The organism is Paenibacillus sp. PDC88 (assembly GCF_900106725.1).
GTDB classification, from domain to species: domain Bacteria; phylum Bacillota; class Bacilli; order Paenibacillales; family Paenibacillaceae; genus Paenibacillus; species Paenibacillus shunpengii.
The window spans coordinates 275,443-296,517 of sequence record NZ_FNNT01000004.1; the positions used below are offsets into that span (position 1 = coordinate 275,443).

At 48.7% G+C, this 21,075-nt stretch carries 15 protein-coding genes; 14 read left to right on the top strand and 1 reads right to left on the bottom strand.

The features are described from left to right. Positions 1–60: 60 nt before the first annotated feature. From hrcA to BLW49_RS14700, 11 genes are all read left to right on the top strand, one after another. Positions 61–1,092 (top strand): heat-inducible transcriptional repressor HrcA, encoded by a 1,032-nt coding sequence (gene hrcA, locus BLW49_RS14650; protein ID WP_076313300.1) that lies wholly within the window; start codon positions 61–63, stop codon positions 1,090–1,092. Positions 1,093–1,290: 198 nt separating this feature from the next. Then, the gene (gene grpE, locus BLW49_RS14655) at positions 1,291–1,887 is read left to right on the top strand and encodes a nucleotide exchange factor GrpE (RefSeq protein ID WP_076313299.1); all 597 of its coding nucleotides are present in this window, start codon (positions 1,291–1,293) and stop codon (positions 1,885–1,887) included. A 154-nt stretch (positions 1,888–2,041) separates the two neighbouring features. Continuing rightward, positions 2,042–3,892 (top strand): molecular chaperone DnaK, encoded by a 1,851-nt coding sequence (dnaK, locus tag BLW49_RS14660; RefSeq protein ID WP_076313298.1) that lies wholly within the window; start codon positions 2,042–2,044, stop codon positions 3,890–3,892. A gap of 148 nt (positions 3,893–4,040) precedes the next feature. After that, entirely contained in the window at positions 4,041–5,162 is a 1,122-nt protein-coding gene (gene dnaJ, locus BLW49_RS14665; protein WP_090725356.1) for a molecular chaperone DnaJ, read from the top strand. A 165-nt stretch (positions 5,163–5,327) separates the two neighbouring features. After that, positions 5,328–5,690, top strand: a complete 363-nt coding sequence (locus BLW49_RS14670) for a hypothetical protein (protein ID WP_076313296.1) — start codon at positions 5,328–5,330, stop codon at positions 5,688–5,690. Between the two features lie 25 nt (positions 5,691–5,715). After that, complete coding sequence (locus tag BLW49_RS14675; protein WP_076313295.1) at positions 5,716–5,907, top strand: YfhD family protein; 192 nt, start codon at positions 5,716–5,718, stop codon at positions 5,905–5,907. A 198-nt stretch (positions 5,908–6,105) separates the two neighbouring features. Further along, positions 6,106–7,068 carry a 50S ribosomal protein L11 methyltransferase gene (gene prmA / locus BLW49_RS14680; protein WP_090725358.1) on the top strand — a complete coding sequence of 321 codons (963 nt, stop codon included), beginning with the start codon at positions 6,106–6,108 and terminating at the stop codon, positions 7,066–7,068. A gap of 3 nt (positions 7,069–7,071) precedes the next feature. Continuing rightward, entirely contained in the window at positions 7,072–7,749 is a 678-nt protein-coding gene (locus BLW49_RS14685) for a site-2 protease family protein (protein WP_090725359.1), read from the top strand. A gap of 89 nt (positions 7,750–7,838) precedes the next feature. Then, on the top strand, positions 7,839–8,603 hold the full coding sequence (locus BLW49_RS14690; protein ID WP_076313292.1) for a 16S rRNA (uracil(1498)-N(3))-methyltransferase: 765 nt from the start codon (positions 7,839–7,841) through the stop codon (positions 8,601–8,603). A 2-nt stretch (positions 8,604–8,605) separates the two neighbouring features. Continuing rightward, positions 8,606–9,946, top strand: a complete 1,341-nt coding sequence (gene mtaB / locus BLW49_RS14695) for a tRNA (N(6)-L-threonylcarbamoyladenosine(37)-C(2))-methylthiotransferase MtaB (RefSeq protein WP_076313291.1) — start codon at positions 8,606–8,608, stop codon at positions 9,944–9,946. Between the two features lie 130 nt (positions 9,947–10,076). Further along, positions 10,077–10,508 (top strand): NUDIX hydrolase, encoded by a 432-nt coding sequence (locus tag BLW49_RS14700; RefSeq protein ID WP_076313290.1) that lies wholly within the window; start codon positions 10,077–10,079, stop codon positions 10,506–10,508. Here BLW49_RS14700 and BLW49_RS14705 read toward each other — a convergent pair. Further along, the gene (locus BLW49_RS14705) at positions 10,505–11,485 is read right to left on the bottom strand and encodes a Na/Pi cotransporter family protein (RefSeq protein ID WP_090725361.1); all 981 of its coding nucleotides are present in this window, start codon (positions 11,483–11,485) and stop codon (positions 10,505–10,507) included. The two genes, BLW49_RS14700 and BLW49_RS14705, sit on opposite strands and share 4 nt — an antisense overlap. A gap of 126 nt (positions 11,486–11,611) precedes the next feature. Here BLW49_RS14705 and BLW49_RS14710 point away from each other — a divergent pair, with 126 nt between their 5' ends. The 3 genes from BLW49_RS14710 to addA all read left to right on the top strand — a co-directional run bounded on the left by BLW49_RS14710 (position 11,612) and on the right by addA (position 21,051). Continuing rightward, entirely contained in the window at positions 11,612–12,994 is a 1,383-nt protein-coding gene (locus tag BLW49_RS14710; protein WP_090725363.1) for a class I SAM-dependent rRNA methyltransferase, read from the top strand. 379 nt (positions 12,995–13,373) lie between these two features. Next, a complete protein-coding gene (addB, locus tag BLW49_RS14715; RefSeq protein ID WP_090725364.1) occupies positions 13,374–16,895 on the top strand; it encodes a helicase-exonuclease AddAB subunit AddB in 3,522 nt (1,173 codons plus the stop codon). Next, on the top strand, positions 16,879–21,051 hold the full coding sequence (addA, locus tag BLW49_RS14720; protein WP_090725366.1) for a helicase-exonuclease AddAB subunit AddA: 4,173 nt from the start codon (positions 16,879–16,881) through the stop codon (positions 21,049–21,051). The genes addB and addA overlap by 17 nt, the downstream gene beginning before the upstream one ends. The last annotated feature ends 24 nt before the right edge of the window (positions 21,052–21,075 follow it).

Genomic DNA, 21,075 nt, shown 5'->3' on the forward strand with positions numbered 1-21,075 from the left:
TTAGCACTCGTCAGTTGTGAGTGCTAATGACGATAACATCTTTTAGGGAGGGAGACACGTATGTTAACCGAGCGTCAAAGACTGATACTGAATGCCATTGTTGATGATTATATCCGTTCGGCAGAACCCGTTGGATCCCGCAGCATTTCGAAGAGAGGTGATGTCGGTTATAGTCCGGCAACCATTCGTAACGAGATGGCCGACCTGGAGGACATGGGATATTTGGAACAGCCGCATACCTCGGCAGGCCGAATCCCTTCACATAAAGGGTACAGGTATTACGTAGACCATCTGGTTCCATTCAAGTTTGCCGAGCCATCGGAGCTCAAGGAGCTCAAATTGCTGCTCGCTGAGAAATTAAACGCGATGGAGCAGGTTATACAGCATACCTCCACCATTTTGTCGCATATGACGAACTATACTTCCATCCTGCTTGGACCGGAAGTTTTTCATACGTCGCTCCGTCATTTTCAACTGCTCCCGCTAGGAGAGAATATGGCCGTAGCGATTATTGTAACGAGCACAGGTCAGGTAGAGAATAAGACGGTAAGCTTGCCGTCGAATGTCTCGTTGTCTGAGATGGAGAGAGTCGTCAATCTGCTGAATACGAGGCTCGTAGGAGTACCTCTATATAAGCTGAAGGCTAGGCTATATTCAGAGATCGCCAAGGAAATGGAGCGTAACGTCTCTGAGTACGAAGCGTTTATGAAAATATTGGATACAGCCTTTGATGGGGAGCCTGATCATCGATTGTATCTCAGCGGTACGACGAACATGCTGTCCCAACCTGAATTCAAGGATGTCGATAAGGTCAAGGATATTTTTGATTTACTTGAAGAGACATCGACCATAATGAAAATTATGACCCCTTCTATTGGAGGTACCGGGGTACAGGTGAAGATCGGAACTGAGAATGATCATGAGGCTTTTGCCAATTGCAGTCTCATCACCGCCTCCTATTCAGTTGAAGGGGAAGCGCTGGGGACGATTGGAATCTTGGGACCAACAAGAATGGAATATGCCAAAGTGATCAGTATCTTGAACATGCTGTCCAAGAATTTGACCACGATGCTGACACATCGTTATAAATAAATAGATTCATCCAAATGCCAATCTAATTCACTGCCCATCAAGGACAAGGATCATGTTAAAGTTTAAGATGGGCGATTTAAGCTTAATAATGAATTCTAGATGCAACAAAGGGCAGGACCTTATGAATGTTGAATGTTACTTAAGGGAACGTTCTGATCAGGAAGTTAAGTATAAGCTCTGTTTAAGGAGGTGAACATCTTGAAAGATGAACAAACAATAGAGAATACAGAAGAGAACACTCCGCAGGAGGACATGGTGAATGAGGCTGCACAAGCCGAGTCCACTGAAGCACAGGAAGCAGCCGTGAACGATACGGAAACTGCTGGTGCTGAGACTCTTGCTTCTACTGAAGAATTAGACAGACTGAAGGCACTTGCTGAAGAGAATGAGAAGCGCTACTTGCGTGCCCAGGCTGATTTTGATAACTTCCGCCGCCGTACTCAGAAGGAGAAGGAAGATCTGGCGAAATATGCATCGATGAAGCTGATTACAGAGCTAGTGCCTGTAATTGATAACTTCGAGCGTGCCATTGCGACAGCTCCGGCGAACACCGAGTCCGATTCCTTTGCCAAAGGCGTAGGGATGATCTTCCGTCAGCTGGAAAGCGTGCTTCAGGCTGAAGGTCTTACAGCGATGCAAACGGTTGGTGAGGCGTTTAACCCTGAATTCCATCAAGCGATCATGCAGGTCGAGAGCGAAGAGCATGAAGAAGGCATTGTTGTGGAAGAAGTGCAGAAAGGGTACATGCTGAAAGACAAGGTACTCCGTCCTGCGATGGTTAAGGTGAGTATGTAACGTAAGGATTTGCATAATAAAGCGAAGAGCTTTTTCTTCATACCGAATTGTGCAGAATTCCGAACATAAGGAACACTACGTTTTTTTACATGATATTAGATGAATTTAGAACAGGCCTCGTGCCTTGCATAGATTAAGAAGGAGGATATTTTCCATGAGTAAAGTTATCGGTATTGACCTTGGTACTACAAACTCTTGCGTTGCCGTAATGGAAGGCGGCGAAGCAGTGGTTATTCCGAATCCGGAAGGTGCGCGTACAACCCCTTCGGTGGTCGGTTTCAAAAAAGACGGTGAGCGGATCGTAGGTGAAACAGCAAAACGCCAAGCGATCACTAACCCTGACCGTACCATTATTTCTATTAAACGTCATATGGGTACGAATCACAAAGAAAACATTGACGGTAAAGATTATTCTGCACAAGAAATCTCAGCAATGATTCTGCAAAAGCTGAAATCCGATGCAGAAGCTTATCTGGGTCAAACTGTAACTCAAGCCGTTATTACAGTTCCGGCTTACTTCAATGACAGTCAGCGTCAAGCAACGAAGGATGCGGGTAAAATCGCAGGTCTAGAAGTGCTTCGTATCGTCAACGAGCCAACTGCAGCAGCTCTTGCTTACGGTCTTGAGAAATCCGAAGATCAAACAATCCTTGTATATGACCTTGGCGGTGGTACTTTTGACGTATCCATCCTTGAGCTTGGCGACGGCTTCTTCGAAGTAAAAGCGACAAGCGGGGACAACAGCCTTGGTGGCGACGACTTTGACCAAGTTATTATCGATTACCTTGTAAGTGAATTCAAGAAAGAGCAAGGCATTGACCTCAGCAAAGACAAAGCCGCTGTTCAGCGTCTGAAGGACGCAGCGGAAAAAGCGAAAAAAGAATTGTCCGGCGTACTGACTACGACAATTTCTCTTCCGTTTATCACGGTTGCTGACGGCGTACCTCAGCACTTGGAAGTGAACCTGACTCGTGCTAAATTCGAAGAGATCTCTGCTCAGCTGGTAGAGCGTACACTGGGTCCTACTCGTCAAGCGCTTAGCGATGCAGGTATGACAGCTAACGATATCGACAAGATCGTTCTTGTTGGTGGTTCTACTCGTATTCCTGCCGTTCAGGAAGCAATCAAGAAATTGACTGGCAAAGAACCTCACAAAGGCGTTAACCCAGATGAAGTAGTAGCACTTGGTGCTGCAGTACAAGCGGGTGTCTTGACAGGTGATGTGAAAGACGTCGTTCTTCTTGACGTAACGCCATTGTCCCTGGGTATTGAAACTGCAGGCGGCGTATTCACGAAGATGATCGATCGCAATACAACGATCCCTACAAGCAAGTCTCAAGTATTCTCTACTTATGCGGATAACCAACCTAGCGTTGAGATCCACGTACTGCAAGGGGAACGTGAGATGGCTGCGGGCAACAAAACGCTTGGACGCTTCATGCTTGGTGATATTCCTCCAGCTCCACGCGGCGTACCGCAAATCGAAGTTACATTTGACATCGATGCTAACGGTATCGTTAACGTATCTGCTACGGACAAAGGGACAAACAAATCCCAAAAGATCACGATTACTTCTTCAAGCGGCTTAAGCGAAGAGGAAATCGAGAAAATGATGAAGGATGCAGAGCTTCATGCGGAGGAAGACAAGAAACGCAAAGAGCTTGTAGAAGTGAGAAATGCAGCTGACCAGCTGATCTACACTGTAGATAAGACGGTTAAAGATCTGGGTGACAAGGTAGATGCAGGTGAAGTAGAGAAAGCGAATGCTGCAAAAGAAAAATTGCAAAAAACGCTGGAATCTGACAATGTGGAGGACATCAAGTCTGCTACGGAAGAGCTTACCGAAATCGTTCAACAGCTGTCTGTCAAACTGTATGAGCAGGCTGCACAAGATGCACAGGCACAAGGCGGAGACGCTGCGAACGCAGGTGCGGGTGCAGGCGGACGCGACAATGTCGTAGATGCAGATTACGAAGTAGTTGACGAGGACAAAAAAGATAAATAAGCCCTTAAATCCTTAATAAAGGATGACAGGATGCTATAAGCCTTACAAGTGACAAGCATGGGAAGGTCAGAGCCGGAGTTCTTCGCGCTTTGATCCTTCCTTTTGTCACGTATATGCGTTATTGTTATAAAGTTATGGGGGTGGAAGAGTGGCAGATAAGCGCGATTATTATGAGGTGCTTGGTGTTGGCAAAGGTGCCGGTGATGATGAGATCAAGAAGGCTTACCGTAAGCTTGCGCGGCAATATCATCCGGACGTCAACAAAGAAGCAGATGCGGAAGCCAAGTTCAAAGAGGTTAAAGAAGCATATGACGTTCTGAGTGATGGGCAGAAGCGTGCCCGCTATGATCAATATGGTCATGTGGATCCGAACCAAGGAATGGGCGGCGGCTTTGGCGGTCAGGATTTTGGCGGCTTCGGCGACATTTTCGATATGTTCTTCGGTGGTGGCGGAGGTCGGCGTGATCCCAATGCTCCGCAGCGGGGGAATGACCTTCAATATACGATGACCATTGAATTCAAGGAAGCGGTATTCGGTAAAGAGACGGATATCACCATTCCGCGCACAGAGAGCTGTGATACTTGTCATGGCTCAGGAGCGAAACCAGGAACTCATCCAGAAACCTGTACTGTCTGCCGTGGCAGCGGTCAGGAAGAAGTGGTGCAGAATACCCCGTTTGGCCGTATGGTTAACCGGCGTGCCTGCTCCAACTGCGGCGGTTCAGGCAAGACGATCAAGGATAAGTGCAGAACTTGTCAAGGCAGCGGCAAAGTCCGTAAACAGCGCAAGATCAATGTACGAATTCCTGCAGGGGTGGACGATGGTGCGCAGCTGCGTATGAGCGGTGAAGGCGAAGGCGGGCTCCGCGGAGGACCTGCAGGGGATTTGTTCATTGTTATCCGTGTGAAATCGCATGATTTCTTTGACCGGGAAGGCAATGATATTTATTGTGAAGTACCGCTTACTTTTGCTCAAGCAGCACTCGGCGATGAGATTGAGATCCCGACGCTTCGGGAGAAAGTGAAGCTCAAAATCCCGGCAGGTACCCAGACGGGAACCTATTTCCGTCTGAAGGGCAAAGGTGTTCCGCATTTGCGTGGCTCTGGACAGGGAGATCAGCATGTTAAAGTGGTCGTCGTTACACCGACCAAATTAAACGATGAGCAGAAGGAACTGCTTCGGGAATTTGCTGCGCTTGGCGGAGAACAGATGGATGAGCACGAGCAATCGTTCTTTGATCGGGTTAAGCGTGCTTTTAGAGGTGACTGATATAAGCAAAGAAGGATTGTCCATGGTTTGTGGGCAGTCCTTTTTTTTGCGTTGTCTTCTGAATAGCTCTCATTCATTTGCGGCATTCTATATTATGGCTCGAACTTGAGCTTCGAGCTGCGGCGATTTCATTTAATGAGAAGTGACTAAAGGCGGTGTTTTCTTATGGATAAGAACATTCTTGCATATTTCAATACCCCGGAGCAGGCACAGCAGGTTGCAGCCAAGCTGAGCAGCTTGAAGCTGGAGAGCATTTCAATCGATCGTTTCAGCCGCTATCCAGGCGAAGGAAGCAATGAGTCCATATTAAACAGTACAATGGACAGCTTGTCCTCTGCGACACTGCACGGCTCCTTTACAAGTGCATCTTCCGGAATACTGGCTGCTGCAGACCCATCTGCCAGCGGGATGAGTGATGGAGGTGCAGGGGGTCCGACAGGCAAGGACATTCTGCTCACTGTCGTTGTGGATGAATCCGTGCATCATGAGGCGCTGCGGATTATTGAGGAATCCGGTGGTCTTATTTAATTCAGTAATCAGGGAGGAAAATGGAATGTCTTCTAATCGCAGAAAAGATAGAGTGTTAAAAAAATCAGAGAAGATCAGTGAGCTTGCTTCAGCAAAAAATGAGGATGTTGAATTCAGCAGTGCAGAGGCTGATCAAGAGGATATAGAAGCTCTTCGCCGCAGCGAGGCGGCAGACCAGCGGCAGATGAAGAAGCTGGATGATTACAGATATGAGTAAATAAGGAAGCATCGGGTCCCGAGTAGTGGGCACCGGTGCTTTTTTGTGTGCTGTTGCTCAGAGGAGACACTATATTTTTATGGGAATATGGAAATAACTGTGGAGAAAAAAAGGATGAGTATACTCTCGTTCTTTGTGCTCGCTATTGTTTGTATAGTACAATAGAGGGTATGAATACAGGGGAGGAAGCAGCAAATTATGATATGGAATGAAATAACAATACATACAACGGAAATAGCGCAGGAGATGATCTCGAACTTCTTGCATGAAGCGGGTGCAGGCGGAGTAGCTATCGAAGAATCAGGCACGCTGGACAAGATCAGAACGACAAAGTATGGGGAATGGTACGAATACCCTCTTAATGATATTCCTAAGGGTGAAGCCGTTATCCAAGGTTATTTTGCCGATACAACGGATATGGATGCCGTGATTGCTGAGATTGAGCCCCGAATCAAAGAGCTTGCGGATTATGGAATTGATGCAGGCAAGGCAGAGATTACCGTGAAGCAAGTCGATGAAGACAGCTGGGCTACAGCGTGGAAGCAGTATTTTAAGCCGCTTAGAGTATCTGAGACGCTGACGATCAAACCGTCCTGGGAAGAGTATACACCCGAAAGCGCGGCGGAGAAATTAATTGAAATTGACCCCGGCATGGCATTCGGTACAGGAACGCATCCTACCACCTCTCTATGTCTTCGTACACTGGAAAAATATGTGCAAGGCAGCGAAGAGGTCATTGATGTAGGAACAGGCTCGGGTATTCTGGCCATCGGCGCCATGAAGCTGGGGGCAAAGCACGTGCTTGCACTTGATCTCGATCCTGTGGCCGTGACTAGCGCGCGAGAGAATAGTACTCTAAATGGTCTATCTGATCACATTACAGTATACGAGAGTGACCTTCTGTCCATTTTGGACAAACAGGACGGTTCCCTTGGTGTTACAATGCCTGTTCATATCGTTGTCGCCAATATCTTGGCAGAGGTTATCCTTCTCTTCATTAATGATGTTTACGAAGCGCTTCAGCCGGGCGGCCTGTATATTGCTTCAGGGATCTGGAAGAACAAAGAGGAAGCTGTTCTGACCGCACTGCGGGAAGCAGGCTTTGAGATTATGGATATTCAGCGCGACGAAGACTGGCTAGCGATTGTTTCGAGGAAATAAGGGATGAGTATGGATCAGTTTTTCTTTTATCCGTTAGAACAGCTGCCCTTTTTTATTCTGACGATTCTTATTGCGTTTACAGTGCATGAATTTGCCCATGCTTACTTCGCCAATAAATTCGGTGATCCCACAGCGAAAATGCTGGGGAGAATGACCTTGAATCCGGCGGTGCATTTCGATTTCTTCGGCTTGCTGCTGCTTGTAATCGCCGGCTTCGGCTGGGCAAGGCCGATTCCGGTGAACCGGGATAATTTTGACCGAAGACGGATGATGAGTGTGGTTGTCTCTGCGGCAGGGCCCGTGAGCAATTTGCTGCTTGCCGTTGTTGGTACCATTATATATGCGCTCTTGATCCAGTTCGGAGTCATGGATTCTATTGAGAATCAGCGTGTAGTGTTTGCGATCTCGACCTTCTTTTCGATTTTTAACGTAACGAACTTTTTCTTATTCTTCTTTAATCTCGTACCTTTGCCTCCACTCGACGGATATCGAATTGTAGAGGAGCTTGTGCCGACGCGCATTCGCATCAAGCTGCAGTCGCTGGAGCAATGGTCGATACTCATATTTTTAATTATCGTCATTACTCCGCTGAACCGATGGACCATAACGCCTCTATATGAATTGTCGATGAGCTGGTATACAGGTATAGCCCAGATGGTGATGACCTTGTTTGGCGGGTAGTCAGCGACGATAAAAAGTTGTAAGATGTTATGTGGTTATTTTCTAGTTTTTGAGAATGATAGTTGGTTAAGCAGGGGGCCTATCGATCCATGCAGCGTTATTTTATTGAACAGGATCAATTCGACGGACAGACAGTCATCATTCATGGAGATGATGCCCGTCATATTACCAAGGTGATGCGGGGCAAGGCCGGGGACAAGCTCATTGTGAGTGACGGAGTTTCCCGTGAAGCCATGGTCCAGATCACACACATAGAGGCTTCACAGGTGCAGGCAGAGGTCGTGGAGTGGCTTCCTATGGATCACGAACCGCGAGTATCGGTCACCATTGCACAAAGTTTGCCGAAGGGCGACAAGATGGAGCTCGTTATTCAAAAATGTACGGAAATCGGTGCAGTCGGTTTTATCCCTTTTTTATCCGAACGGACCATAGTCCAATATGACGCTAAAAAAGAAGGGAAACGCCTGGAGCGCTGGCGCAAAATAGCGAAGGAAGCGGCTGAACAGAGTCACCGCAATCGCATCCCGGCTGTGTACGAATCGAGGTCGTGGAAAGAGCTGCTTGCTTCTTTTGACAGCTATGATCTCGTCTGCTATTGCTATGAGAAAGAAAACGGCTTGCAGCTGAGAGATGTAATTAAGCCATTAGCAGCCGGATTGTCTGCGGATGAGAGTGCCTCTGTACTCGTTGTTGTGGGTCCGGAAGGTGGATTTACGACAGGGGAGGTACAGGCGGCAGAAACTGCAGGGGCGAGGTCCGTCGGGCTTGGCAAACGTATTCTTCGTGCCGAAACTGCAGGCATGGTCGCTTTGACTTGTATTTTATATGAAACTGATGAAATGGGAGGAATGTAATTATGCCATCCGTGGCGTTTTACACCTTGGGATGTAAAGTAAACTTCTACGATACAGAAGCCATTTGGCAGCAATTTAAAGAACAAGGATATGAGCAGGTGGACTTTGATTCACAGACGGCTGATGTGTACCTGATCAACACCTGTACCGTTACCAATACAGGAGACAAGAAGAGCCGTCAAATTATACGGCGTGCAGTACGCAAGAATCCGGATGCGATCGTGGCAGTAACAGGCTGCTATGCACAGACTTCACCGGCAGAAATTATGGACATTCCTGGTGTCGATCTCGTTGTAGGTAATCAGGATCGGGACAAAATCATTCCTTTTGTCAATCAGATCAAGGAAACACGCGAGCCGGTAAATGCGGTGCGTAATATTATGAAGAATCGCGTATTTGAAGAGATGGACGTACCCGATTTTGCTGATCGCACGCGTGCCTTTCTTAAAATTCAGGATGGGTGCAACAATTTCTGTACCTTTTGCATCATTCCATGGGCGCGCGGACTGTCTCGCAGCCGGGATTCGAGAAGCATTATTACTCAAGCAAATCAGCTGGTAGAGGCAGGCTACAAGGAGATTGTCCTGACAGGAATTCATACCGGCGGCTATGGCGATGATCTGGATAACTATGATTTGTCGAGTCTTCTATGGGATCTGGATAAAGTGGATGGGCTGGAGAGAATCCGCATCAGCTCCATTGAAGCAAGCCAAATTGATGAGCGGATGCTGGATGTATTGAACCGCTCCTCGAAGATGTGCCGCCACTTTCATATCCCGCTTCAAGCGGGAGACGATACGGTCCTTAAGCGGATGCGCCGCAAATATACGACCGAGCAGTTCTATAATAAAATGGGACTGATTCGTCAAGCCATGCCGGATGTGGCCATTACAACGGACGTTATTGTTGGCTTCCCTGGAGAAACGCATGAGATGTACCGAAATGGCTATGACCTTATGAAAGCTATTAATTTCTCAGAAATGCATGTCTTCCCTTATTCCAAGCGGACGGGTACTCCTGCAGCTCGCATGGAGGATCAAGTCGATGATGTAGTGAAGAACGAGCGTGTAACAGAGCTCCTGGCGTTGTCAGATCAAATGAAGCTCAGCTATGCTGAGAAATTTGTTGGACAAGTTCTGGAGGTTATACCGGAAGGAAGAGGAGACCTGGCAGAAGGTCATCTTCACGGGTATAGCGATAATTATATCCAGCTTGAATTCGAAGGCGCCGATCATCTCGTTGGACAGGTGTGCCGTGTGAAGATGACGAAAGCCGGACTTCATTCAAGTGAAGGACAGCTTGTTCGGGTTATGGAAAATGGGCCGCAAAGGGCAGCTCTCTAAGCTAACAAGGACAGCATAGGATCACGAAGACGAACAAGGATTTCGTTTTCTTTTGGAGGGGCGTTGAATGAGGTTCCCCGAAGAAAGAATGCGGAATCCTTGTTGTTCAAGGAGAGGAGCTAAGTTTCAGATGGCAAGAAAAGAGATTTCCGCCGGCGGCGTCGTATTCCGGCATATGGGTGATGAGCTTCAGGTTCAGCTTATTACGGACCGCTATGCTAGAATATCTCTTCCAAAAGGCAAGATGGAGCCGGGTGAAACGGTTGAACAAACGGCGCTTCGTGAAATTGAAGAGGAAACAGGGCTTAAGGGAAGAATTGTTGCACCTGTGGATATTATAAAATATACCTATCATCATGCTGTACATGGCAAAGTAGATAAAGAAGTGCATTACTATCTGGTTGAAGCTGTGGGCGGGAAGCACAGAGCACAGATTGAGGAGATCAAAGCGGTCGCATGGTATGCTCCCCTTGAGGCATGGAGCAGACAGCAGCATCAAGGCTACGATAATAATGATCGAATACTGCAAAGAGCTCTGAGGCAGCTCGGAATTCAGGTTTAACGCTGGGAATCAGGCTCCAGCCGTTTCCAAATCTTAAGGTAGCATAATGGGAGAGCCAGTAAGGAACAGACAATATTGAAAATCGTCTGCGCATGTGCGATTTGTGCGCCTGGTTCAGTCGTGAACAAGGCCGCTGCCTGGTAGAGCAATGAAATAAGAGGGGCAAACAGCAGAGCTCCTGCAACATTCAGAGTAATGTGGGACCATGCTACGAATTGACCGGCTTTGCTGCCTCCAATGGCGGCCATCCAAGCGGTAACACAGGTGCCGACATTGGAGCCGAGTACAATCGCAATCCCGACTTCGGGAGGCAGGGTGCCGGCAGCAGCAAGGCCGATGGCCATTCCGATAACCGCAGCACTGCTGTGCACGAGCGCAGTCAGGCATGCACCAGCAGCCATCCCCCACCATACACTGTGACTGGCCTGCTGGACAAACCATGGGAATACCCCGCCTTGTTCTAGAGCGGGCCCGATCCGCTGCATCATGACAATACCGAGCATAACCATGGAGAAACCAGCTCCTGCAAGACTGATGTATCCAGCCGTATGTACGGTCTTTGAATGCCGGCTGTGCATGACTGATTTTAATTCGCCGAGCATGACACAGATGATCCAGCAGCTGATGAAGACGAGCAGCATGGGTGCTGCGTATTTGCCAATCTTCAGACTGAGCAGCTCGGTCGTTACCGTAGTCCCGACATTGCTGCCCAGAATGATACCGAGGGTACGAGCATATCCAAGCAAATTTGCATTTACGAGGCCGATGGTCAGTACGGTGACCGCTGTGCTGCTCTGCAGCAGGGCGGTTATTCCTGTGCTGAAGAGCATGCCTTTTAACGGCGTTGCGGTGGCCCGGTCGAGAGAGCTTGATAGCAGCGGACCGCTGAGCTTATAGAGTGAAGCCTCCATCAGCTTCATGCCTAGAAAGAATATGGTTAATCCATATAATAGAGGAAACACAATAGAATGCAGCATGATATTACAAGGCACCTTCTCTCTGTACGAGACTTGTCTACAGTCCATCTTATGTTTGTAGCAGGACAACCATGACTTTCTTGTGAGAGTGCAGGTTACTTGATTATAAAAGGAGTTGTAAGCATTTTGGCATCGGTTATTCTTACAAAGAGCCGTAAAAAAAGAGTAGAGCAGGGGCATCCCTGGATTTACAAAAATGAAATTGAGTCGGTAGAGGCAAATGCGGAGCCAGGACAATTGGTTGAGGTGAAGAATCATCAAGGCCGTTACTTGGCGACAGGATATTATAATCCGGCATCCCAAATTACTGTACGGGTCGTTTCCTATGAACCGGTCACGACGATGGACAAGGCCTTCTTTGTCCGTAAATTTGATCAAGCCCTGCAGCATCGTGACCGCTTTGTTACCGGCGGTGACGCTTATCGTCTCATCTATGGAGAGGCAGATTATGTTCCCGGGCTTGTGGTGGATCGATTCGGTGACGTGCTTGTCGTTCAGATCCTGACTCTAGGTATGGATCTGCGCCGTGAGGCAATCGTCGAGGCTTTGGTTGAGGTTGTCCAGCCCAAGGGTATTTATGAGCGAAGCGATGTCAGTGTAAGAGAGCTGGAGGGGCTTGAACAGGTCAAAGGTCTGCTCTATGGAGAATGTCCAAGACATGTAACCGTTACGGAGAACGGTCTTAAGATAAAGGTTGATATCGAGCAGGGACAGAAGACCGGTTATTTCTTCGATCAACGGGAGAACCGCGCAGCCATTGAACCGTTGATGACAGGCTGGGGCCGCAGAAGTGGAATTACAATTCAAGAGGTAGAACAAGATGGCGTGAAGACCCTCGCTCCAATCAACAAGAGCGGTAAAGTCGTAACCTTTCCTTATTGGGACGGTGCAAATGTGCTGGAATGCTTCTCGCATACAGGCAGCTTTACACTGAATGCCTGCAAATTCGGAGCTAAGCGGGTAACCTGTCTTGATATTTCGGAGCATGCGATTGAAAGTGCCAGAGATAACGTGAAGCTGAATGGCTTTGAGGATCGTGTTGAATTTGTAGTTGATGATGCTTTTCAATATTTAAGAAATCAGGTTAAAGGTTTGGAGGAGCGTGCTGCAAGGGCAAAAGCTGACAAAAAGGTAGATACGTCGCTTGCCATGACGGCAGGAGGTGGACGTACCTTTGATGTAGTCATCCTCGATCCTCCTGCTTTTGCCAAGACAAGAGGGGCCGTCAAAGGCGCGGTTCGCGGCTACAAGGATATCAATCTGCATGGCATGAAGCTCGTTAATGAAGGCGGTTATCTTGTAACGGCAAGCTGCTCCTACCATATGCGTCCCGATTTGTTCCTTGAGACAATTCAGGATGCAGCAACCGATGCAGGGAAAATATTAAGACTTGTAGATTGGCGCGCTGCAGGTAAAGATCATCCACAAATTTTGGGCGTAGAAGAGGGTCATTATTTGAAATTTGCCATCTTCGAGGTTCGATCAAAAACGCCATCCGACATCAATTAATTTAAGAAAAAGCATCCGTATTCTCTTTAAAGAAAGAGTGTTCGGATGCTTTTTTTACTGTACCATAGGTGATGTAACGACGATGAATTGAAGGGTTGTAGGGACTTATGCACGTTCTTCTATTGGAAGAAATTTAGCATGGTTTGACTTACTGGAATTACCAAACGCATGTTCCTGTCGAGTGAGATATGTTATACTTGTGCGTAGACTTTATAAGGTTTTTGGTCTCTTTTCGTTCGCATTTTATTTAAATTGAATGATGAATAATCGTGAAGCTTTTTAACTAGTAATAGAGTGCAAAAAAAAGGTTGATTGCAAATACATACATGTCAGTATGCTGATGATGTAGTTTCGAAATAGAAAGGGAGGAATTCAATAAATGCCGCTTCATATGATGATTGGACGAGCCGGCAGTGGAAAAAGCACGGCCATAATGAATCAAATTACGGCTCAGCTGCGTGAGAACCCTGCAGGAAATCCTATAATTCTTATCGTTCCGGAACAGGCTTCCTTCCAGGCAGAATCCGAAATGATTCGTTCTCAAGGCGTGAACGGCTCCGTCCGGGCCCAAGTGCTTGATTTTCGCAGGCTCAGCTTGAGAGTAATGCAGGAAACGGGAGGCTCGGCTCTTATTCCGATTCGGGCCGAAGGCAAGAAAATGCTGCTCTACAAAATTATGCAAAAGCGCAAGGATGAGCTTAAAATCTTCTCTGCATCGGGTACACAAATGGGATTTGCCCATCAACTAAGTTCCCTGTATGCGGAAATGAAGCGATACGGAACTCAGGAACAATCTTTGAAGGAAGAGCTTGAGCGAGTGATGGAGGTGCCTGGCGCAGGTGCGATTCTGCATCACAAGATTCATGATATTTTAACCGTATACCGGGACTTCGAGGAAGAAGTATCCCGACTATACATGGATGAAGAAGATACACTGGACAAATTGGCAGAGCGAATCCCGTCCTCGGATTATGTGAAGCAGGCTGATGTTTGGATTGACGGCTTCCGCAGCTTTACTCCGCAGGAGCTCTCCGTCATCAGACAATTACTGCTGAATGCAAACTCCGTAACCATATCGCTGACTCTGGACAAGCCTTATGATGCGATGAATATGCCGAATGAAATGAACCTGTTCTACTCTGCAGGCATGTCCTATGTCAAGTTGAAAGGAATCGCTGAAGATACAGAAGTGGAATTTGCTACTACTCATATACCTCCCTCACAATCACCTCGTTATGCGGCTCCGGCGCTTGCGCATCTGGAAGCAGGCTTCGAGGCTCGCCGCGTCCGCATGAAGGATGCAGGTCATGAAGGAATTCGTGTTTATGCGGCAGAGAACAGAAGAGCTGAGGTCGAAGGCGTCCTGCGAGAAATCAGACGATTGGCAAGAGAAGAAGGAGTTCGTTACCGGGATATGGCAGTCCTTGTCCGCAATCTCGGCGATTATGGGCATATCGTTGCACCCTTGTTCAAGGATTACGATGTTCCCTATTTCCTAGACGAGCGCAGAGATGAGCTGCATCATCCGCTTGCCGAGTTGATCAGGTCCGCTCTGGATGTCATCAATAGACGATGGAAGTATGAGGACGTATTCCGGGCGGTGAAGACGGATCTGCTGCTGCCTCTCGATGGGTCCGTTAGTCGATACGATATGGATATGCTGGAGAACTACGTCCTGGCATCCGGAATTTCCGGCTATAGATGGACAGACGGCAAGCCGTGGAAGGGAGTACCGAGTTTGTCCCTCGAAGAAGATGGGCCAGCTGGTTCTGAGCTTAATCGCAGCCGGTTCCTGTACTTAATGGAGAAATGTCGTGAGACGGTTGTATCCCCATTGTTTACCTTTGAGAAAAGATTCAAAAAAGCGAAGACGGCCAAGGAGCAATGTATCGCCCTATTCAAGCTGCTGGAGGATGCAGATATCGCTCGTAAACTGGATGCACTGAGCAGCAAGGCGCTTGAGGAAGGAAGTCCTGAGCAGGCTCGCGAGCATCGGGGGATTTGGACCGCGGTTCTGGATTTGCTGGATCAAGTCGTGGAAATGATGGGCACCGAGCATTTGGATGCCGAGCTGTTTGCAGGAGTCATAGAGACTGGACTTGCCGAGCTGAAGCTGGGACTGATTCCTCCTGCACTGGATCAAGTGCTTGTCGGAAGTCTGGATCGGTCTCGGACAGGTAAAGTCAGTCATGTATTTATCCTTGGCGCAACAGACGGTGTCATGCCGCAAATTCAGCAGGAGGAAGGAGTTCTAACGGCTTCAGAAAGATCCGTGCTTACGGAGTATGGCATGCAGCTAGGTCCAGACGTGACACGCAAAATGCTGGATGAACGCTTCTTAATCTATGCTGCGTTTACCCAGGCCAGTCACAGTCTATGGATCAGCTATCCTCTTACAGATGAAGACGGCAAGTCTCTCCACCCTTCAGAAATGATTCGTCATTTGAAGCGGATGTTTCCTGGGCTGGAGGAGCGTCCGCTGCTCTCCCGGCCGGGACAAGCACCCGAATGGAAGGAGCAAGCAGGCTTCCTGCTTCGTCCCGATCTGACAATGTCCTATCTGATGGGTGAGCTTCGGGAATGGCGAAGAGGAAAGAACATCGAGGAGTCCTGGTGGGAGGTATATAACTGGTACCTCGCACATCCAGCAATGCAGGTTCGACTTGAACGAATGCTCGAATCTGTATTCTATAAGAACCGTACCCGTACGCTTTCGAAGGAGACGAGCTTCAAGCTGTATGGAACACAGCTCAAGACCAGTGTATCCCGTATGGAACGCTTTGCCCTATGTCCATTCTCTCATTTTGTCTCGTTCGGTCTGAAGCTGAAGGAGAGACAAGTGTATCGTCTTAAGGCACCAGATATCGGACAGCTGTTTCATGCGGCACTCAGCAAAATGGCGATGAAGCTGAAGGAGCAGAACTTAAGCTGGGCTAATCTCAGCCGTGAAGAGTGCATTTCCTATGCAGAGGAGACCGTGGATGTATTAGCACCTCAGCTGCAAGGTGAAATTTTGCTGAGTACACAGCGTTATGGATATATTTTTCGCAAGCTCAAAAATATCGTAAGCCGAGCTTCCATTATACTGGGTGAGCAGTCCAGAAGGGGCAGCTTTGAGCCGCTGGCGCTTGAGCTTGATTTTGGTCCGGACAAGCCGCTGCCGCCGCTGACATTCACATTGGATAATGGCGTTGTGATGCAAATTGTAGGCCGAATTGACCGGGTAGATGTAGCCGAAGGAGAAGATGGAGAAATTTTACTTCGGGTCATTGATTATAAATCCAGCCAGACCGATCTGAAGCTGCATGAGGTGTTTTACGGTCTATCGCTGCAGATGCTCACTTATCTGGATGTATTGCTGACTTACGCGGAGGAGTGGATCGGAACAGAGGCTCATCCTGCGGGCGTGCTCTATTTCCATGTGCATAATCCTCTCCTTCAATCTGCCAATGGCATGGGCACCGAACAAGCTGAACAGGAGCTGCTCAAGCGATTTAAGATGAAGGGATTGTTGCTCGCGGATCGTGAAGTGATCGGGAAGATGGATACCTCTCTGGAGAAAGGATACTCTTCAATCCTCCCGGTAGCCGTAAAAACGGATGGTGGATTCTACAGCAGCTCGTCAGTGGCGACAGAGGAGCAGTGGGATATGCTGCTGAGCTCGGTACGCGGGACGATTCAAGATATTGGAACACGAATAACGAATGGAGATGTATCGATATCTCCTTATCGCATGCAGCAGCAAAGTGCCTGTACGTTCTGTCCGCTGAAATCGGTATGCCAGTTTGATGAGAGCATGCCAGGCAGTGAATACAATTTACTCAAGAGACCTGACAAGAAGCAGGCTTGGGATTTATTTAACAGGGAAGGAGGAGAACAAGAATATGAGCATGATTCCTAAGCCGGAAGGAAGCTTCTGGAGCGACGACCAGTGGAAGGCGATTGCTTCTTCCGGAGAAGACATGCTCGTGGCTGCGGCTGCGGGCTCAGGGAAGACCGCTGTGCTGGTTGAGCGGATCATTCGTAAAATATCAGATCCTGAAGCTGGGTACAGCGTGGACAGGCTGCTCATTGCGACTTTTACCAAGGCAGCAGCTTCGGAGATGCGGGAGAGGATTCGTGAAGCACTGGAAACAGCGCAGGAGCAGAGCCCAGGCAGCGAGCATCTTGCCAGACAGCTGACTCTGCTTGGCAGGGCTCCAATTACTACGCTTCATTCCTTCTGTATGGAAATCATTCGAAGATATTATCAGCTGATTCCTCTGGATCCCTCATTCCGAATTCTGAATGAATACGAAGCGGAGCTTATGCGTCAGGAGCTGCTGATGGAGCTGTTTGAAGAAAAGTACGGAGAAGAAGGCGAAGGAAGCGATTTTCGAAGGCTCGTCGATTGGTTCAGTGGAGAACGCAGCGATGACGCCATGTATGGACTCGTCCAGAGGCTGTATGATTTTGCCCGCAGTCATTCATGGCCCGAACACTGGCTCTCCGAAATGGCAGCTGCTTTTGAGGTTCAATCATTGGAAGAGCTGGGCAAGACGGAGTGGGTAGCAAGTATTATGAGAGATGCTGAGCTGGCTCTGGGCGGAGCATCAGATCAGCTCAAGCAGGCACTTGCTATTGCACAGGAGCCGGAGGGACCGGCAGCTTATGCCGAGACCTTTACCGAGGATCTGGAGATGGTCGAGCGGCTGCTTGATCAGGTTCGGAGCGGATCATGGTCCGAACTGTATGATGTGTTCAACAGCGCGGCCTTTGGCAAGCTCAAATCGGTACGTAAAGGTCAGGCTGACCCGGGGCTTCAGGAGAGAGCGAAGGATCTGAGAGAATCGGTGAAGAAGACCGTGACGGAGCTGAAGTCAGTCATGTTCGGCAGAACACCGGAGCAGTTTCTCATTGAGCTGTCGAAGATTGCACCACTGATGAAGAAGCTTGCCGAGATCGTCATCCTATTCGGAGAACGATTTACTCGTGAGAAGCAAGCCAAAGGGGTCGTTGATTTCAGCGATTTGGAGCATTATGCGCTCCAGATCCTGCGTCATGCCGATTCAACTCCTGAACAGTCGTATCCGTCTGATGCAGCTATGGAATACAGGCAGCAGTTTGACGAAGTGCTCCTGGATGAATATCAGGATACCAATACGGTTCAGGAGGATATTGTGAGCCTCATCTCCCGTGAGCATCCAGGGAATAGGTTCATGGTTGGTGATGTCAAGCAGAGCATATACCGCTTCCGTCTGGCAGAACCCGGCTTATTCCTGGACAAATACAGAAGGTATGACCATGACGGAGGCGGAGAAGGTCTGCGTATTGATCTGGCACGCAATTTTAGAAGCCGTAAGGAAGTCGTTAATGCAGTCAACATGCTGTTTAGGCAGATTTTGAATGCCGGTGTGGCCGAGATTGAATACGATGACGCTGCCGCACTGACCTTTGGTGCCTCGTTCCCAGAGACATCTGAATCGTTAGAAGAATATACACCGGAGCTTGTACTCATTGATCGTGCCGGAACAGGCTCTCTCGAAGACGCTGAAACGATAGAAGGCGATACAGCAGATGCATCCTCTGAGCAAGTTGAACAGCTGGAGATGGAAACGGCGGAACTGGAGGCGTCCTATATAGCGGCCCGCATTCACCAGATGGTCGGCAATACGGGAGAAGCAGCGCAAATCTATGACAAGCATACCAAACTCATGAGACCGGCGAAATATGGAGATATCGTTATCTTGCTTCGATCAGCCAGAATATGGACGCCACTCATGATGGAGGTGCTGAAACGAGAAGGAATACCGGTTACCGGTGATCAGAGCAAGGGCTTTTTTGAAGCTACGGAAGTGGAGATTATGCTGTCCCTTCTGCAAATTGTGGATAATCCCCAGCAGGATATTCCGCTGGCTTCGGTGCTTCGGTCTCCAATTGTAGGGCTGGATGAAGAGGAGCTTGCTCTGGTTCGTCTGTCCGGCAAAAATATATCGTTCTATGATGCGATGATGAAGACCATTGCAGACGCAGGGAAATCGGGTGGAGCCCAGGCGAATGACAATACGATAACGGAGATCAGCGAGAGCAGTGAACGACAGGCAGCACAGCTGGAAATGGAATTCGCTCTTAGAGAGGCTAGCGCAGCGACAGAGGCGATAGATATTTCCTTAGATCGTAAGGAAGATCGTGCAGATGGATTTATTGAAGAACCGTCACCCGAACGATTCATAAATGAACAAACGGCTGCGCTGGAGGATACAACGAGCGCTGGGGAAGACACCGAGAATAGTCCTCTTCGTGGACGTAAACCTGCAGCTGGAGTTGCGCTAGTAGACAAGCTTCGGGAATTTAGTGAATCGCTTGAGCAATGGAGGCATGAGGCACGTAATGGGAGCTTGAGTGAGCTTATCTGGCGGATATATCAGGATACGGGCTATCTGGACTGGGTCGTAGGTCTGCCGGGCGGAATGCAGCGCAGCCGCAATCTGCAGGCACTGTATGACCGGGCCAAGCAGTACGAGAGCTCGACTTCCAATCGGGGCTTATTCCGTTTTCTTACGTTCATTGCCAGACTGAAGGACCACGGCGGTGATCTCGGTACAGTCAGTGGATCAGGGGATACAGAGCAAGCAGTGCGCATTATGACGATCCATCGAAGCAAAGGCCTTGAGTTTCCGATTGTTTTTGTAGCAGGGATGTCCAAGATGTTCAATCAGCAAGATCTGAATTCTCCTTTCATGATGCATAAGGAGCTTGGCTTTGGTCCGAGATATATTGATGAAGACAATCGGGTCGGCTATCCAACGCTCGCCAATCTGGCGATTCGGAGGCGTGCACATGCTGAGCTGCTGGCCGAAGAGATGCGGGTGTTGTACGTTGCGCTTACTCGTCCTAAGGAAAAGATGATTCTGATCGGAACAGTCAAGGATGCAGCTGCCCGGGCACTTGCCTGGTCGCAGATCAAGGACCTGTCAACGATGCTCCTGCCGGAAACTCTTCTTGCTTCGGGAAGAAGCTATCTGGACTGGGTAGGTCCGGCATTGTTCCGTCATCCGGACGGGAAGCCGCTGCGGGACATGGCTGGGATAGATAATATGGAGAATATGCCACATCGGATATTCGGCGAGGATGCAGCGCATTGGATCGTTTCCATCGTGCCGAGCCAATCGGTTCAAGGCTTAGCCGGTGGAGTGCTGCCTGATGAAGAAGGAATAGATGAGGAGCGGATACTTCGCACAGCCGCACTTATGGAGCGCAGACCTGTGTTGTCCAAGCTGGAAGAGAAGGAAGACACAGCTCAGATGATTGATCATGCTCTCTCCTGGACATATCCGTACATGGCAGCAGCGAAAACTCCGGCCAGTACTTCTGTTACCGAGATGAAGGCACTCCTGGCATCACAGGACCGCCCTTCATTGGAGTGGCTGGACGAGCTGGAGCTCTACGGTGCTCGCACGGAGTCCAGAGAAACACTCCATCTGCGGCGGCCGAAATTTATGAGTGAGGCCTTGCTCACACCCACCGAAAGAGGTACGGTGTATCACACGATTATGCAGCACATGCCGATGATCGCAGAAATGAGTCTTGATCTGATTAAGGAGACCATCGGAAGATTGATTGAGATGAATATTTTGCTGCCCCATCAAGCAGAAGCCGTTGAGCCTGAACAAATATTAAGGTTCTACGAGAGTGAGCCTGGACTACAGCTGACGAGAGCGGCATGGATCAGAAGAGAGATGCCGTTCAGCTACGGACTTCCGGCAGATGAGACAGATGAAGGTCTATTCATGCCTATCTCGCATGAGGAGGCTTCTAGGCTGCAGAGTGAGCTGGGTCAGGAGACGGTTCTGATCCGTGGTATTGTGGACTGCTTGTATGAGGTGGATGGCAAACGTGTGCTGCTGGACTATAAGACAGACAAAGTGCTTGAGCATCGGGGCGGTGTTACCCAGCTGGCGGATGGATACCGATTCCAGCTTGATCTCTATGCAAGAGCGTTAAAGGATATTTTGGATTACGAAATTGATGAAAAATGGCTTTATTTCTTTGATGCGGATACGGCAGTGAAGCTCTAGAGATGCGGCGTAAAGGAGGGAGAG